Genomic DNA, 15,023 nt, shown 5'->3' with positions numbered 1-15,023 from the left:
CGGCGCGAGGGGCGCGCTGTCCATGAGCACAGCCGATGCGGCAACAATGGGGGGCATGAGCGACAGCCCCGCCCCCCTCGCCGACCCGCACCTTGTCTTCGATGCCGTGGAAGGCCGCCGGGATCTCGTCATCCTCGGCTCCACCGGGTCCATCGGCACCCAGGCCATCGACCTGGTGCTGCGCAACCCCGACCGCTTCCGTGTCACCGCGCTCTCCGCGGCGGGCGGCCGGGTCGCCCTCCTTGCCGAGCAGGCGCGCCTGCTGAAGGTGCGCACGGTGGCCGTCGCCTCCCCCGAGGCGGTGCCGGCCCTGCGCGAGGCGCTGCGCAAGGAGTACGGAGCAGGGGAGCAGCCCCCCGAGATCCTCGCCGGACCCGACGCCGCGACGGAGCTGGCCGGCAGCGAATGCCACACCGTGCTGAACGGGATCACCGGCTCGATCGGTCTCGCCCCCACCCTGGCCGCGCTGAAGGCGGGCCGCACCCTGGCGCTCGCCAACAAGGAATCGCTGATCGTCGGCGGCCCGCTGGTCAAGGCGCTCGCCACCCCCGGCCAGATCATTCCGGTCGACTCCGAGCACGCCGCGCTCTTCCAGGCACTCGCGGCCGGCAAGCGCGCCGATGTGCGCAAGCTGGTCGTCACCGCGTCCGGCGGCCCGTTCCGGGGACGTACCAGGAGCGAGCTCGCGGACGTCACGCGGGAGCAGGCTCTCAACCACCCGACCTGGGCCATGGGCCCGGTCATCACGGTCAATTCGGCCACCCTGGTCAACAAGGGTCTTGAGGTCATCGAGGCGCACCTCCTCTACGACATCCCCTTCGACCGGATCGAGGTCGTGGTCCACCCCCAGTCGTACGTCCACTCCATGGTGGAGTTCACCGACGGCTCCACCCTCGCTCAGGCAACCCCGCCCGACATGCGTGGACCGATCGCCATCGGCCTCGGCTGGCCGCAGCGCGTTCCCGACGCGGCCCCCGCCTTCGACTGGACGAAGGCCTCCACGTGGGAGTTCTTCCCGCTCGACACGGAGGCCTTCCCGTCCGTCGGACTCGCACGGCACGTGGGTACGCTCGGCGGCACCGCCCCGGCGGTGTTCAACGCGGCGAACGAGGAGTGCGTGGACGCGTTCCTGGACGGGCGTCTGGCGTTCAACGGCATCATGGACACGGTCACGGCAGTGGTGGAAGAACACGGAACGCCCGCGACGGGAACTTCCCTCACGGTCGCGGACGTCCTTGAAGCGGAGGCCTGGGCACGGACCCGGGCCCGGGAACTCTCGGCCAAGGCCACCGCGGAGGCGCGCGCATGAGCATGACGACGATCCTGCTGACTATTCTCGGCATCGCGGTCTTCGCCTTCGGCCTGCTGTTCTCCATCGCCTGGCACGAGCTGGGCCACCTGTCGACCGCGAAGCTCTTCGGTATCCGCGTACCCCAGTACATGGTCGGCTTCGGCCCGACCATCTGGTCGCGGAAGAAGGGCGACACGGAGTACGGGATCAAGGCCATCCCGGCCGGCGGCTACATCCGCATGATCGGGATGTTCCCGCCGGGACCGGACGGGAAGCTGGAGGCACGCTCCACCTCGCCGTGGCGCGGCATGATCGAGGACGCCAGATCCGCCGCCTTCGAGGAGCTCGAAGAGGGCGACGAGAAGCGCCTCTTCTACACGCGCAAGCCGTGGAAGCGCGTCATCGTCATGTTCGCCGGACCCTTCATGAACCTGGTCCTGGCCGTGGCGATCTTCCTCGGTGTGGCCATGACCTTCGGATTCCAGACGCAGACGACCGATGTCGCCGGTGTCCAGAAGTGCGTGATCTCCCAGAGCGAGAAGCGGGAGACCTGCAAGAAGTCCGACCCGGTCTCGCCCGCGCAGGCCGCCGGTCTGAAGGTGGGCGACAAGATCGTCGCCTTCAACGGCCAGAAGATCGACGAGTGGTCCGTACTCTCCGACAAGATCCGCGACACGATCGGCCCCGCCACCATCACGGTCCAGCGCGACGGGCAGGAGAAGACCCTCCACGCCGTGCTCAAGAAGAACGCCGTGGCGAAGAAGGACTCCGACGGCGAAGTGGTGCCGGGAAAGTTCATCTCCGCCGGTTACCTCGGATTCGCGGCGCAGACGGAAATCGTCCCGCTCTCCTTCGGTGACTCCGTCGTCCGCATGGGCGACATGATCGAGAACGGCGTCGACTCGATCATCGCCCTGCCTTCCAAGATCCCCGACCTCTGGGACGCGGCCTTCGGCGACGGCGAGCGCGCGGCGGACTCCCCGGTGGGCGTCGTCGGCGCGGCCAGGATCGGCGGCGAGGTGATGACGCTGGACGTACCGGCGCAGAACCAGGTCGCGATGATGCTGTTCCTGCTGGCGGGCTTCAACCTCTCGCTGTTCCTCTTCAACATGCTGCCCCTGCTGCCCCTCGACGGCGGTCATATCGCGGGGGCGCTGTGGGAGGCGCTGCGCCGGAACGTGGCGCGGGTCTTCAAGCGCCCCGACCCGGGCCCGTTCGACGTCGCGAAGCTGATGCCGGTCGCCTACGTGGTCGCCGGGGTGTTCATCTGCTTCACCCTGCTCGTCCTGGTCGCCGACGTCGTCAACCCGGTCAAGATCTCCTGACCGGCCCGGCCCGGGGCCGCATGTACCCCGAGTGACGGTGGATGCGCACGGTGCGTCCGGGAGCCCATATTTTGCCCGGGTTCCCGGACGCGGTGTGCTTCACGCCGTGCTCGGTGCCGTAACCTCGAAGGCCGGAGCCCGCCGACTTCGGGACCTCGATCCACACCTTGGGGATGCTCAGCGCATGACTGCGATTTCTCTCGGAATGCCCACCGTTCCGACCCAGCTCGCCGTACGGCGGGTCAGCCGCAAGATCCAGGTCGGGTCGGTGGCGGTCGGTGGGGACGCGCCGGTTTCGGTGCAGTCGATGACGACGACGCGTACGTCGGACATCGGTGCCACGCTGCAGCAGATCGCGGAGCTGACGGCCTCGGGCTGCCAGATCGTGCGGGTGGCGTGCCCGACGCAGGACGATGCGGACGCGCTCGCGACGATCGCCTCGAAGTCGCAGATCCCGGTGATCGCGGACATCCACTTCCAGCCGAAGTACGTGTTCGCCGCGATCGACGCGGGCTGCGCGGCGGTGCGGGTGAACCCCGGGAACATCAAGCAGTTCGACGACAAGGTCAAGGAGATCGCGCGGGCGGCGAACGACGCCGGGACCCCGATCCGGATCGGCGTGAACGCGGGCTCGCTGGACGCGCGGCTGCTGAAGAAGTACGGCAAGGCGACGCCCGAGGCCCTGGTGGAGTCGGCGCTGTGGGAGGCGTCCCTCTTCGAGGAGCACGGCTTCCGGGACATCAAGATCTCGGTGAAGCACAACGACCCGGTCGTGATGGTCAACGCCTACCGGCAGCTCGCCGCGCAGTGCGACTACCCGCTGCACCTGGGCGTGACCGAGGCAGGTCCGGCGTTCCAGGGCACCATCAAGTCGGCCGTCGCCTTCGGCGCCCTGCTCAGCGAGGGCATCGGTGACACGATCCGCGTCTCGCTGTCGGCGCCGCCCGCCGAGGAGGTTAAGGTCGGACTCCAGATCCTGGAGTCGCTGAACCTCAAGCAGCGCCGGCTGGAGATCGTGTCCTGCCCGTCGTGCGGCCGTGCGCAGGTGGACGTGTACAAGCTGGCCGATCAGGTCAGTGCGGGCCTCGAGGGCATGGAGGTGCCGCTGCGGGTCGCCGTGATGGGCTGCGTCGTCAACGGTCCCGGCGAGGCACGCGAGGCCGACCTGGGTGTGGCCTCGGGCAACGGCAAGGGCCAGATCTTCGTCAAGGGCGAGATCATCAAGACGGTGCCCGAGTCGAAGATCGTCGAGACCCTCATCGAGGAAGCCCTCAAGATCGCCGAACAGATGGAGAAGGACGGCATCGCCTCGGGCGAGCCCGAGGTCTCCATCAGCTGAGTCATGACAACCACGACAGCGCCCCGCCGGAGGAACCCTCCCCGCGGGGCGCTGTCCGTGAGCGAGCTCACCGCCTTCAGCAGAAACGGTTCGCAGCCACGAGCGGCGCCTCCCAGCCTCTTTGGGTACAGTGCGGAAATCAGCAGACCGCATGGTGAGGCCCCCTCGTGTTGACGCAGACCACCACCCGGGTCCTCGAACCCAGCGACCTCGGCGCCGCCCTCGCGGTGCTGGAGAGCGAACCCGTAGCCAACGCCTTCGTGACCTCCCGGGTCCAGATCGCCGGCCTCGACCCCTGGCGCCTCGGCGGCGAGATGTGGGGCTGGTACGCCGACGGCCACCTGCGCTCGCTCTGCTACTCGGGAGCCAACCTCGTCCCCATCTGCGCCACCCCCGAGGCCGTCCGGGCCTTCGCCGACCGCGCCCGCAGAGCCGGCCGCCGCTGCTCCTCGATCGTGGGCCCGGCCGGACCCACGGCACAGCTGTGGCGGCTCCTGGAACCGGGCTGGGGACCCGCCCGCGAGGTCCGGGCCAACCAGCCGCTCATGGTCACCGAGAGCCCGTCCGCCGACGTGGCACCCGACCCGCTGGTCCGACGTGTCCGCAAGGACGAAGTGGACGTCCTCATGCCGGCCTGCGTCGCCATGTTCACCGAAGAGGTCGGCATCTCCCCGCTCGCGGGCGACGGCGGACTCCTCTACCAGGCCCGCGTCGCCGAGCTCATCGGGGCCGGCCGCTCCTTCGCCCGGATCGACGACGGCAAGGTCGTCTTCAAGGCGGAGATCGGCGCCACCACCGCACAGGCCTGCCAGATCCAGGGAGTCTGGGTCGCCCCCGAGTTCCGCGGCCGAGGCCACTCCGAGACCGGCATGGCGGCCGTCCTGCGGTACGCACTGGCCGACGTCGCGCCGATCGTCAGCCTGTACGTGAACGACTACAACACCCCCGCCCGCAAGGCGTACCGCCGCATCGGCTTCCGCGAGACCGGTGCGTTCATGAGCGTACTGTTCTGATCCCGCAGCCGGCCCGCCCCGGCCCGTACCCCGCACCCCGCCACGGACAGTAGGGTCTGCTCATGGCAGCAGCTTCCGGGGGCGGCCCCCACACCACCGGCGTCCGGATCGGACCGATCGATCTTGCCGCACGCGTGGACGAGGCGCTCGCCGTGCAGGCCGTCGCCTTCGGACTCGGTCCCGAAGAGATCGAAGTGCGCCGTCACATCGTCCTCAGACACCTCGACCACCCCTGCGCCCGCGCGCTCGGCGCCATGACCCCGGACGGCGACCTCGTCGGATTCGTCTACGGCATGCCCAACGAACGCGGCCACTGGTGGTCCACCGTCGTCGAGCCCTATCTGCGCGCGACCGGCTCGACCGGCTGGCTCGACGACTCCTTCGTCATCACCGAGCTCCACGTCCACCCGGAGTTCCAGAACGCGGGCATCGGCCGCACCCTCATCACCACCATCACGGACGCCGTCGACCAGCCCCGCTCCATCCTCTCCGCGATCGACACGGAGAGCCCGGCACGCGGTCTGTACCGCTCACTCGGCTATCGGGACCTGGCCCGGCAGGTGCATTTCCCCAGCGCTCCCACGCCGTACGCGGTCATGGGAGCACCGCTTCCGCTGCTCCGCCCCGGACGCGGCTGAAGCAATCGATTTCCGCCCGCCCCCGCCGCCCGGCTAACCTCCTGCACATCACCCTTCCGAGCAGGAGTTCATCATGGCCCAGGTCCAGCGCATGTCCCGATTGATGATCAAGACACTGCGCGACGACCCGGCGGACGCCGAGACGCTCAACCACAAGCTGCTCGTCCGCGCCGGATACGTACGCCGCACCGCGGCCGGCATCTGGTCCTGGCTGCCGCTCGGCAAGAAGGTCCTGGAGAACATCACCCGCGTCGTCCGCGAGGAGATGGACGCCATCGGCGGCCAGGAGGTCCTGCTTCCCGCGCTGCTCCCCAAGGAGGCGTACGAGGCGAGCGGCCGGTACGACGAGTACGGCGACCTGCTGTTCCGGCTCCAGGACCGCAAGGGCGCCGACTACCTCCTCGGCCCGACGCACGAAGAGGTCTTCACCCAGGTCGTCAAGGACATGTGCTCGTCCTACAAGGACCTGCCCGTGATCCTCTACCAGATCCAGACGAAGTACCGCGACGAGGCCCGTCCCCGCGCCGGTGTGCTGCGCGGCCGCGAGTTCCAGATGAAGGACTCGTACTCCTTCGACACCACCGACGAGGGTCTCGCCGAGGCGTACCAGCTGCACCGCGGCGCCTACATCCGGATCTTCGAGCGGCTCGGTCTCGACCACCGCATCGTCTCCGCGGTCTCCGGCGCCATGGGCGGCTCGGCGTCCGAGGAGTTCCTCGCGCCCGCCCCGGCCGGTGAGGACACCTTCGTCGACTGCCCCCACTGCGACTACGCCGCCAACACCGAGGCCGTGACGTTCAACGCCACCCCGGTCGACGGCTCGGCGACCGCCGCCGTCGAGGAGCTGGACACCCCCGACACCCCGACCATCGAGACCCTCGCCGCCCACCTCGGCGTCCCGGCCTCCGCCACCCTGAAGAACCTCCTGGTCAAGGTCGACGGCGAGATCGTGGCCGTGGGCGTGCCCGGCGACCGCGAGGTCGACCTCGGCAAGCTCGGCGAGCACCTCACGCCCGCCGTGGTCGAGCTCGTCACCGCCGAGGACTTCGTGGGCCGCCCCGACCTGGTGCGCGGCTACGTGGGCCCGCAGGGTCTTGAGAAGGTCCGCTACATCGCCGACCCGCGCGTCGCCGCCGGCACCGCCTGGATCACGGGTGCCAACAAGGAGGGCAAGCACGCGAAGAACGTCGTCGCGGGCCGTGACTTCGAGGTCGACGACTACCTCGACGTCGTCGTCGTCGAGGCGGGCGACCCCTGCCCCAAGTGCGGCACCGGCCTCCAGGTGGACCGCGCCATCGAGATCGGCCACATCTTCCAGCTCGGCCGCAAGTACGCCGACATCTTCTCCCTCGACGTCCTCGGCCAGCAGGGCAAGCCCGTCCGCGTCACGATGGGTTCGTACGGCATCGGCGTCTCCCGCGCGGTGGCCGCCCTCGCCGAGCAGACCGCCGACGACAAGGGCCTGTGCTGGCCCCGTGAGATCGCCCCGGCCGATGTGCACGTCGTGGCCGCCGGCAAGGCGCTCCAGACGGAGCTCGCCCTCGACGTCTCCGAGAAGCTGAACGCTGCCGGCCTGCGCGTCCTGGTCGACGACCGCCCGGGCATCTCGCCCGGCGTCAAGTTCACCGACTCCGAGCTCATCGGTGTCCCGAAGATCCTGGTCGCCGGCCGCCGTTCGGCCGAGGGCGTCCTGGAGCTGAAGGACCGCCGTACGGGCGAGCGCGAGGAGCTCACGGTCGACGAGGCCATCGCCCGTCTCACCGAGCAGGGCTGACCGCACCGCCGGCATGGCGAAGGGCCCCGGCACGGATCGCTCCGTGCCGGGGCCCTTCGCCATGCGCGCTCTACAGCCAGCCCGCGAACTCCAGCGTCACTTCGCCCTCCTGGCGGCGCCCCGCCGCGAGTGCCCGGGTGCCCGACTCCACCGCGCGGAACAGCGTCCAGCCGTGCAGCCGCTCACGGTCCACGTCCAGCGCGTCCGCGAGCTTCTTGATCCTGCGCCGGGCGGTGACCGCACCGCCGGGGGAGGCGATCAGGTCCTCGACCCGGTCCCGCACCAGCCGCGCCAGATCGTAGGCCCGCTCGCCGACCACCGGCTCGGGGCCGACCGTCAGCCAGGGCGCCCGTTCGCCCGAGAGGACCTTGCTCTGCCGGAAGTTGCCGTGCAGCAGCAGGTCGGCCTCGGGGGACTGCGCGACCAGTTCCGCGCGCGCCGCCAGGGCCGCCGAGACCAGGGGCTCCAGGGCGGGATCTGCCGCGGCGGAGGCCCGCATCGCCCCGATCCGCAGCCCGGTCCGCTCGGCGACCGTCTCGAAGGAGTGCTCAGGGGGCGGTTCGACCCAGAGCCGCCGCACCGTCCCGGCCGCTTCCAGCAGGGCCTTGGCCTCAGGGAGCGAACGCAGCGACACCTCGGGGTGCAGCCGTTCCAGCAGCAGGGCGCCGCCCTCGGCGGGCGCCTCGTCCGCAGCCGCGATCAGGTTCACCGCGCCCCAGCCGTTCCAGTGCGCCAGCGCCGCCCTTTCGAGCTCCGGGGCCGCCCCGGCGGGGGAGAGCTTCAACGCTGCCGGGGTGCCGCCGGCATCCCGTACCAGCAGGACCAGGCTGCTGCGCCCGCCCGGGGCGGCGACCCGTTCCACGGTCATCTCCCGCCCGGCCGCGGCCAGCGCCTGCTCGGTCAGTGCGGGAAGCCGCGCGAGCCAGTCCCCGGCGGCCGTATCCCCGTACGACTCGCCGAGCGCTCGCACCAGACGCTGCGGCGGTTCAAAACCCATACGTGCCGTGTTCCCTTTCAGAGTTCTCAGTGCGTCATGCCGGCCTGGGCCTCGGACCGGCCGGCCGTCGCCTTGCCGGTCTCGGCGGTCCCGTCGGTGCGGGAACCGTCCGCGGACCGCTCGGCGAGCCCGGGAAAGGGTACGCCGCTGCCGCGCCAGCGGACCGCGCGCACCGCTGCTTCCCGCAGGGCGTCCGCCGCCGACCGCCGCAACGGCCCCTCAGAGGCCCGTACGAGGTCGGAGTAGACATCCGCGACCCGGTCCTCCAGCACGGCGGCGAGGCGTACGGCCGAGGCGGCGTCCGGTACCGCGAACGGCAGAGCGTACGCGGGAGCCGCGGCCACCGGGTCGCCGCCCAGGTCACGCACCGTCCGCACCAGCGCGTCGCGGCGGGCCCGGTGGGCGTGGTGCGCGGCGGTGGCCTCGGTGCGGCGGTCCGCGGCGACCCGGGCGCCCGCAACTCCGTATCCGTACACGGTCGCGTGTTCGGCGGCCAGCGCCGCCTGCGCGGCCTCCAGCGTCCCGTCGTCGCTCATGCCTTCGTCTCCTTGGCCAGTTCGGTCAGCAGATAGGCATGGGCCGAGGATGCCGCCGCGACCGACGCGAGCAGCCGTGCGAGCTCCGGCGGGGCCTTCATCAGCGCCTGGGTGTGGGAGGCCGCGGCACGGCGCTCCGCATCGGCCAGCTCCCTGACCGCGGCCGCGGCGTCGCCGGTGCCGGGCCGGGTCCGGACGAGGCCGAGCGCGTCGCCGGGGCCCAGGGCCGTGATGTGGGCGCGGACGGCGTCCCGCAGGGGGGTGAGTTTGGCGGCGGTCGCCGGATGGGTCCGGACGACGGTCTCGTACTGGGCGAACAGCGACGTGCTCACGCCACGGGCCTGGGCCCTCAGGGATGCCTCGGCCGACGACCGGTCGGCCGCGGTCCGTGCGCCGGTCCGTGCGGAACCCTTGGGTCCGGCGCTCTCGTCATCGCCGCTTCCGTAGCCGGCCAGCACCGCCCCCATGGCGATCGCTCCCGTCGCGGTCAGCGCTCCCCTGCGCGTCGTCCCCGTGCGCCGCACTTGTTCTCCTTCGGGCCTGGACCTGTCTTGACTGGATCTGTCCGGAAGTGATCACCGTTGGTGAGCGTACCCGCGCCCCGGAGGCCGACGGACAGCAACACCCCCTGGGACCGGATACCCTTTGACCAGACACGCGACGATCCCCACAACAGCACACGCGGCCGAGGAGTCACCCGGATGAGCACCACCCAGAGCGACAGGCTGCGCGGGCTGGTCGAACCGCTCGTCAGCGCCGAGCAGCTGGATCTGGAAGAGATCGAACTGTCCCGGGCCGGCCGTCGCCGGGTGCTGCGGATCATCGTGGACTCCGAGGAAGGCGTGGAGCTCGACGCCTGTGCGGATCTGAGCCGCGCGATCTCCGCCAAGCTCGACGAGACCGACGCGATGGGCGAGGACGAGTACGTCCTGGAGGTCAGCTCTCCCGGTGCCGACCGCCCGCTGACGGAGCACCGCCACTACGTACGCGCCACGGGTCGCCTGGCCCGGCTGACGCTCGACGAGGGCGGCGAGCTGGTGGCCCGCATCCTCGCGGTCGACGAAGAGGGCCTGGATCTCGAAGTGCCGGGCGTCAAGGGCCGCAAGCCCACGTCCCGCCGGATCGCCTTCGCCGAGATCGCCAAGGCGCGCGTGGAGCTGGAATTCAACCGCAAGGACAAGAAGGAAGAGGAGGCGTAGCCGTGGACATCGATGTGAAGCTTCTGAAGGGCTTGGCGCAGGACAAGGAGATCCCGTTCGACGTGCTCGTCGAGGCGATCGAGTCGGCCCTCCTCATCGCGTACCACCGCACCGACGGCAGCCACCGCAGGGCGCGCGTGGAGCTGGACGAGCGCGGCCACGTGACGGTGTGGGCGAAGGAGGACCCGGCCGATCTGGAGGAGGGCCAGGAGCCCAAGGAGTTCGACGACACCCCGTCGGGCTTCGGCCGGATCGCCGCGACCACCGCCAAGCAGGTCATCCTGCAGCGGCTGCGCGACGCGGAGGACGACCGGACCTTCGGCGAGTACGCGGGCCACGAGGGGGATGTCGTCACCGGCGTCGTCCAGCAGGGCAAGGACCCGAAGAACGTCCTGGTCGACATCGGCAAGCTGGAAGCCATCCTGCCGGTGCAGGAGCAGGTGCCCGGCGAGGAGTACACCCACGGCCTGCGGCTGCGTACCTACGTCGTACGTGTGGCCAAGGGCGTCCGCGGCCCGTCCGTGACGCTGTCGCGGACCCACCCCAACCTCGTGAAGAAGCTCTTCGCGCTGGAGGTTCCGGAGATCGCCGACGGTTCCGTCGAGATCTGCGCGATCGCCCGCGAGGCCGGTCACCGTTCCAAGATCGCCGTCCGCTCCACCCGCTCGGGCCTCAACGCCAAGGGCGCCTGCATCGGCCCGATGGGCGGGCGTGTGCGTAATGTCATGGCCGAGCTGCACGGCGAGAAGATCGACATCGTCGACTGGTCGGACGACCCGGCAGAGATGGTCGCCAACGCGCTGTCGCCCGCACGGGTGAGTGAGGTCGAGGTCGTTGACCTCGGCGCGCGTTCCGCCCGGGTCACCGTGCCCGACTACCAGCTGTCGCTGGCGATCGGCAAGGAGGGGCAGAACGCCCGTCTGGCCGCGCGTCTGACGGGCTGGCGCATCGACATCCGCCCGGACACCGAGACCGACGCCGAGCGCGACGTCGCGGACCGTGAGCGGGCCGAGCGGGCCCGGGAGCGCTCCGAACGACGCTGAGCCGGGACCGGCCGCGGCGGGTGTCCGAGCCCGCCGCGGACCGGCCGGGACGCGGCGTCCGGGAATAGATCACGTCGGCTCGCCGCTGAGATCACGACAACATCCGTTCGATTTTTGCCCCAAAGGGGTGAGGTCGATACGGGGAGGTAGACTTAAACGTGTCTGGCCGGACGCAAGCCCGCGCTTGCCCTGAGCGAACCTGTGTGGGATGCCGGGAGCGAGCGGCCAAGAGCGAGCTGCTGCGCATCGTGGTGGACGAGGACGCATGCGTCCCCGATCCGCGCGGTACGCTGCCCGGCCGGGGTGCCTACGTACACCCCGTCTCCGACTGTCTGGACCTGGCGGTTCGCCGCCGGGCATTCCCCCGGGCCTTCAAGGCCAAGGGGCCGTTCGACCCCGCCGCGGTACAGCGGTTTGTCGAGCGGGTGACACCGCAATAACGAACGGCACGGGTCCCCGTGCGGTCAGGTACCTCGCGAGTTGGAAGTAGGTCGAGATTGCGATGAGCACTCGATGAGTACGCGATGAGTACGCCCATGAAGTAGCGACGGTCCGGCGGTAACCCGGACCTAAAAGGAGCGAAGTGGCTAAGGTCCGGGTATACGAACTCGCCAAGGAGTTCGGGGTTGAGAGCAAGGTCGTCATGGCCAAGCTCCAAGAACTCGGTGAATTCGTACGTTCGGCGTCCTCGACGATCGAGGCGCCGGTTGTACGCAAGTTGACTGACGCACTGCAGGGGCCCGGCGGCAACGCCGGCAAGTCCGCTGCAAAGCCTGGCGCGCCCCGTAAGGCCGCCCCTGTGAAGCCCGCAGCGCCCTCCCCGGCCGCTGCGGCACGTCCCGGTGCTCCGAAGCCCGGCGCACCGGCTCCCAAGCCGGCCGCTGCCGAAGCCCCGGCGAGCACCACCCCCGCTGCACCTGCCGCGCCGTCGGCGGGCCCGCGTCCGGGCCCCAAGCCCGCGCCGAAGGCCGCCCCGGTCACCCCGGTGCCCGCAGCCGAGTTCTCGGCTCCGGCTCCGGCCCAGCAGGCAGCGCCGCAGCAGCAGCAGGCCCCGCGTCCCGCGGGTGCCACCCCGGGTCCCCGCCCTGCCCGTCCGGCTCCGGCCGGCGGTCAGCGTGACGGTGGCCGCGACGGTGGTCAGCGTGACGGTGGCCAGCGCGACGGCGGCCGTGGTGGAGAGCGTGGCGCCGAGCGCCCCGCCCGCCCCGCGGGCCAGGGCGCCCCGCGCCCCGGCGGCGCCCGTCCGGCGGGTCCCCGTCCGGGCAACAACCCCTTCACCTCCGGTGGCTCGACGGGCATGGCCCGTCCGCAGTCGCCCCGTCCCGGTGGCGCCCCGCGTCCCGGTGGCGGCTCGGAGCGCCCCGGCGCCCCGCGTCCGCAGGGCGGCCCCGGCGGCGCCCCGCGTCCGCAGGGTCAGGGTCAGGGCGGCGCACGTCCGTCTCCGGGCGGCATGCCGCGCCCGCAGTCTCCTCGTCCCGGCGGCGCCCCCGGCGCCGGCGGTAACCGTCCGAACCCGGGCATGATGCCGCAGCGTCCCGCTGCCGGCCCGCGTCCCGGTGGTGGCCCCGGCGGTGGCCGTGGTCCCGGTGGCGGCGGCGGTCGTCCCGGCGGCGGTGGCGGCGCAGGCCGTCCCGGTGGCGGCGGCTTCGCAGGCCGTCCGGCCGGTCCCGGTGGCGGCGGCGGCGGTTTCGCCGGTCGTCCCGGTGGCGGCGGTGGCGGTGGCGGCGCAGGTCGTCCCGGTGGTGGCGGCGGCTTCGGCGGTCGTCCCGGATTCGGTGGACGACCCGGCGGTCCCGGTGGCCGTGGTGGCACGCAGGGCGCCTTCGGCCGCCCCGGCGGTCCCGCGCGTCGTGGTCGCAAGTCGAAGCGGCAGAGGCGCCAGGAGTACGAGGCCATGCAGGCCCCGTCGGTGGGCGGCGTCATGCTGCCTCGCGGCAACGGACAGGCTGTCCGGCTGTCGCGCGGTGCCTCCCTCACCGATTTCGCCGAGAAGATCAACGCCAACCCGGCGTCGCTCGTCGGCGTGATGATGAACCTCGGCGAGATGGTCACTGCCACGCAGTCCGTCTCCGACGAGACGCTGAAGATGCTCGCGGACGAGATGAACTTCGTCCTGGAGATCGTCAGCCCGGAGGAGGAGGACCGCGAGCTGCTCGAGTCCTTCGACATCGAGTTCGGCGAGGACGAGGGCGGCGAAGAGGCTCTGGTCTCCCGTCCGCCGGTCGTGACCGTCATGGGTCACGTCGACCACGGTAAGACCCGACTGCTGGACGCGATCCGCAAGACGAACGTCATTGCGGGCGAGGCCGGCGGCATCACGCAGCACATCGGTGCGTACCAGGTCGGCGCCGAGGTCAACGGCGAGGACCGCCGTATCACCTTCATCGACACCCCGGGTCACGAGGCGTTCACCGCCATGCGTGCACGTGGTGCGAAGTCCACCGACATCGCGATCCTCGTGGTGGCGGCGAACGACGGTGTGATGCCCCAGACGATCGAGGCGTTGAACCACGCCAAGGCGGCCGACGTGCCGATCGTGGTCGCGGTCAACAAGATCGACGTCGAGGGTGCGGACCCGACCAAGGTGCGCGGTCAGCTCACCGAGTTCGGTCTGGTGGCCGAGGAGTACGGCGGCGACACGATGTTCGTCGACATCTCCGCCAAGCAGGGCCTCAACATCGAGGCTCTTCTGGAGGCCGTCGTCCTCACCGCCGACGCCTCGCTCGACCTGCGGGCCAACCCGGAGCAGGACGCGCAGGGTATTGCGATCGAGTCCCACCTCGACCGCGGCCGCGGTGCCGTTGCGACCGTCCTGGTCCAGCGAGGCACGCTGCGGGTCGGCGACACGATGGTGGTCGGCGACGCGTACGGCCGAGTCCGCGCGATGCTCGACGACAAGGGCGAGAACGTCGAGGAAGCGGGTCCCTCGACCCCCGTCCTCGTGCTGGGTCTCACCAACGTCCCGGGTGCCGGCGACAACTTCCTGGTCGTCGACGAGGACCGTACGGCCCGTCAGATCGCCGAGAAGCGTGCCGCTCGTGAGCGCAACGCCAACTTCGCCCGCAAGGGTGTCCGGTTCTCCCTGGAGAACCTGGACGAGGCGCTCAAGGCCGGTCTGGTCCAGGAGCTCAACCTCATCATCAAGGGCGACGCGTCCGGTTCGGTGGAGGCTCTCGAGTCCTCGCTGCTCCAGCTCGACGTCGGTGAAGAGGTCGACATCCGGGTCCTGCACCGCGGTGTGGGTGCGGTCACCGAGTCGGACATCGACCTGGCGACCGGCTCCGACGCCATCGTGATCGGCTTCAACGTGCGCGCCGCAGGGCGTGCCGCGCAGATGGCCGACCGCGAAGGTGTGGACGTCCGGTACTACTCGGTCATCTACCAGGCGATCGAAGAGATCGAAGCGGCCCTCAAGGGCATGCTCAAGCCGGAGTACGAAGAGGTCGAGCTCGGTACGGCGGAGATCCGCGAGATCTTCCGCTCGTCCAAGCTGGGCAACATCGCCGGTGTGCTGGTCCGGTCCGGCGAGGTCAAGCGCAACACCAAGGCGCGCCTGCTGCGCGATGGCAAGGTCATCGCGGAGAGCCTCAACATCTCCGGTCTGCGCCGCTTCAAGGACGACGTCACCGAGATCCGCGAAGGCTTCGAGGGCGGTATCAACCTCGGAAACTTCAACGACATCAAGATCGACGACGTCATCGCGACGTACGAGATGCGCGAGAAGCCGCGAGGCTGACCCGTACCTCAACAGTCGGGGCCGGTCGACGGGACGTATATCCGTCGATCGGCCCCGGCCGTTCCGTGTACGGTTCTTGTGTCCCTGCCAATCACCGGCGGGGCACGAACCCGAACCGGCGGGACATCCGGA

Annotated in this window: 13 protein-coding genes; 10 read left to right on the top strand and 3 right to left on the bottom strand. The window is 70.7% G+C overall.

The annotated features are described in order from the left end of the window. The first annotated feature begins 55 nt into the window (after positions 1–55). The 6 genes from dxr to OG912_RS06570 all read left to right on the top strand — a co-directional run bounded on the left by dxr (position 56) and on the right by OG912_RS06570 (position 7,380). Positions 56–1,309 (top strand): 1-deoxy-D-xylulose-5-phosphate reductoisomerase, encoded by a 1,254-nt coding sequence (gene dxr / locus OG912_RS06595; protein ID WP_327708578.1) that lies wholly within the window; start codon positions 56–58, stop codon positions 1,307–1,309. Continuing rightward, positions 1,306–2,616 carry a M50 family metallopeptidase gene (locus OG912_RS06590; RefSeq protein WP_326739181.1) on the top strand — a complete coding sequence of 437 codons (1,311 nt, stop codon included), beginning with the start codon at positions 1,306–1,308 and terminating at the stop codon, positions 2,614–2,616. The genes dxr and OG912_RS06590 overlap by 4 nt, the downstream gene beginning before the upstream one ends. A 184-nt stretch (positions 2,617–2,800) precedes the next feature. After that, entirely contained in the window at positions 2,801–3,955 is a 1,155-nt protein-coding gene (gene ispG / locus OG912_RS06585) for a flavodoxin-dependent (E)-4-hydroxy-3-methylbut-2-enyl-diphosphate synthase (protein WP_219571918.1), read from the top strand. 170 nt (positions 3,956–4,125) lie between these two features. After that, a complete protein-coding gene (locus tag OG912_RS06580) occupies positions 4,126–4,968 on the top strand; it encodes a GNAT family N-acetyltransferase (RefSeq protein ID WP_327713356.1) in 843 nt (280 codons plus the stop codon). A gap of 62 nt (positions 4,969–5,030) precedes the next feature. Beyond that, positions 5,031–5,606, top strand: a complete 576-nt coding sequence (locus OG912_RS06575; RefSeq protein WP_327708577.1) for a GNAT family N-acetyltransferase — start codon at positions 5,031–5,033, stop codon at positions 5,604–5,606. A 73-nt stretch (positions 5,607–5,679) separates the two neighbouring features. Beyond that, entirely contained in the window at positions 5,680–7,380 is a 1,701-nt protein-coding gene (locus OG912_RS06570) for a proline--tRNA ligase (RefSeq protein ID WP_326739183.1), read from the top strand. A 70-nt stretch (positions 7,381–7,450) separates the two neighbouring features. On the opposite strand, the gene OG912_RS06565 is transcribed toward OG912_RS06570, so the two are convergent. Genes OG912_RS06565 through OG912_RS06555 form a run of 3 tightly spaced genes read right to left on the bottom strand, consistent with a single transcriptional unit; the run spans position 7,451 to position 9,437 of the window. Next, positions 7,451–8,377, bottom strand: coding sequence for an aminoglycoside phosphotransferase family protein (locus OG912_RS06565; RefSeq protein ID WP_326739184.1), 927 nt, complete (start codon positions 8,375–8,377; stop codon positions 7,451–7,453). 26 nt (positions 8,378–8,403) lie between these two features. After that, on the bottom strand, positions 8,404–8,913 hold the full coding sequence (locus tag OG912_RS06560; protein ID WP_327708576.1) for a ferritin-like domain-containing protein: 510 nt from the start codon (positions 8,911–8,913) through the stop codon (positions 8,404–8,406). After that, entirely contained in the window at positions 8,910–9,437 is a 528-nt protein-coding gene (locus tag OG912_RS06555) for a hypothetical protein (protein ID WP_327708575.1), read from the bottom strand. Before OG912_RS06555 ends, OG912_RS06560 begins: the two co-directional genes overlap by 4 nt. Positions 9,438–9,614: 177 nt before the next feature. On the opposite strand from OG912_RS06555, the gene rimP reads away from it, so the two are divergent. The 4 genes from rimP to infB all read left to right on the top strand — a co-directional run bounded on the left by rimP (position 9,615) and on the right by infB (position 14,891). After that, positions 9,615–10,112, top strand: coding sequence for a ribosome maturation factor RimP (gene rimP, locus OG912_RS06550; RefSeq protein WP_327708574.1), 498 nt, complete (start codon positions 9,615–9,617; stop codon positions 10,110–10,112). A 2-nt stretch (positions 10,113–10,114) separates the two neighbouring features. Beyond that, the gene (nusA, locus tag OG912_RS06545) at positions 10,115–11,155 is read left to right on the top strand and encodes a transcription termination factor NusA (RefSeq protein ID WP_219571906.1); all 1,041 of its coding nucleotides are present in this window, start codon (positions 10,115–10,117) and stop codon (positions 11,153–11,155) included. Positions 11,156–11,313: 158 nt separating this feature from the next. Beyond that, positions 11,314–11,595: a YlxR family protein gene (locus tag OG912_RS06540; protein ID WP_326739188.1), complete on the top strand. Its 282-nt coding sequence runs from the start codon at positions 11,314–11,316 to the stop codon at positions 11,593–11,595. A 143-nt stretch (positions 11,596–11,738) separates the two neighbouring features. Then, the gene (gene infB, locus OG912_RS06535) at positions 11,739–14,891 is read left to right on the top strand and encodes a translation initiation factor IF-2 (RefSeq protein WP_327708573.1); all 3,153 of its coding nucleotides are present in this window, start codon (positions 11,739–11,741) and stop codon (positions 14,889–14,891) included. The last annotated feature ends 132 nt before the right edge of the window (positions 14,892–15,023 follow it).

It is taken from the genome of Streptomyces sp. NBC_00464, from assembly GCF_036013915.1.
Taxonomy (GTDB): Bacteria; Actinomycetota; Actinomycetes; order Streptomycetales; family Streptomycetaceae; genus Streptomyces.
Note: the sequence above shows the minus strand (reverse complement) of the source record. Positions and strands in the feature narration are given on the sequence as shown.

Excerpts from the sequence above, each read along its gene's own strand:
- dxr (WP_327708578.1), top strand. The coding sequence starts at position 56 with ATGAGCGACAGCCCCGCCCCCCTCGCCGACCCGCACCTTGTCTTCGAT.
- OG912_RS06590 (WP_326739181.1), top strand. The coding sequence starts at position 1,306 with ATGAGCATGACGACGATCCTGCTGACTATTCTCGGCATCGCGGTCTTC.
- ispG (WP_219571918.1), top strand. The coding sequence starts at position 2,801 with ATGACTGCGATTTCTCTCGGAATGCCCACCGTTCCGACCCAGCTCGCC.
- OG912_RS06575 (WP_327708577.1), top strand. The coding sequence starts at position 5,031 with ATGGCAGCAGCTTCCGGGGGCGGCCCCCACACCACCGGCGTCCGGATC.
- OG912_RS06570 (WP_326739183.1), top strand. The coding sequence starts at position 5,680 with ATGGCCCAGGTCCAGCGCATGTCCCGATTGATGATCAAGACACTGCGC.
- OG912_RS06565 (WP_326739184.1), bottom strand. The coding sequence starts at position 8,377 with ATGGGTTTTGAACCGCCGCAGCGTCTGGTGCGAGCGCTCGGCGAGTCG.
- OG912_RS06560 (WP_327708576.1), bottom strand. The coding sequence starts at position 8,913 with ATGAGCGACGACGGGACGCTGGAGGCCGCGCAGGCGGCGCTGGCCGCC.
- rimP (WP_327708574.1), top strand. The coding sequence starts at position 9,615 with ATGAGCACCACCCAGAGCGACAGGCTGCGCGGGCTGGTCGAACCGCTC.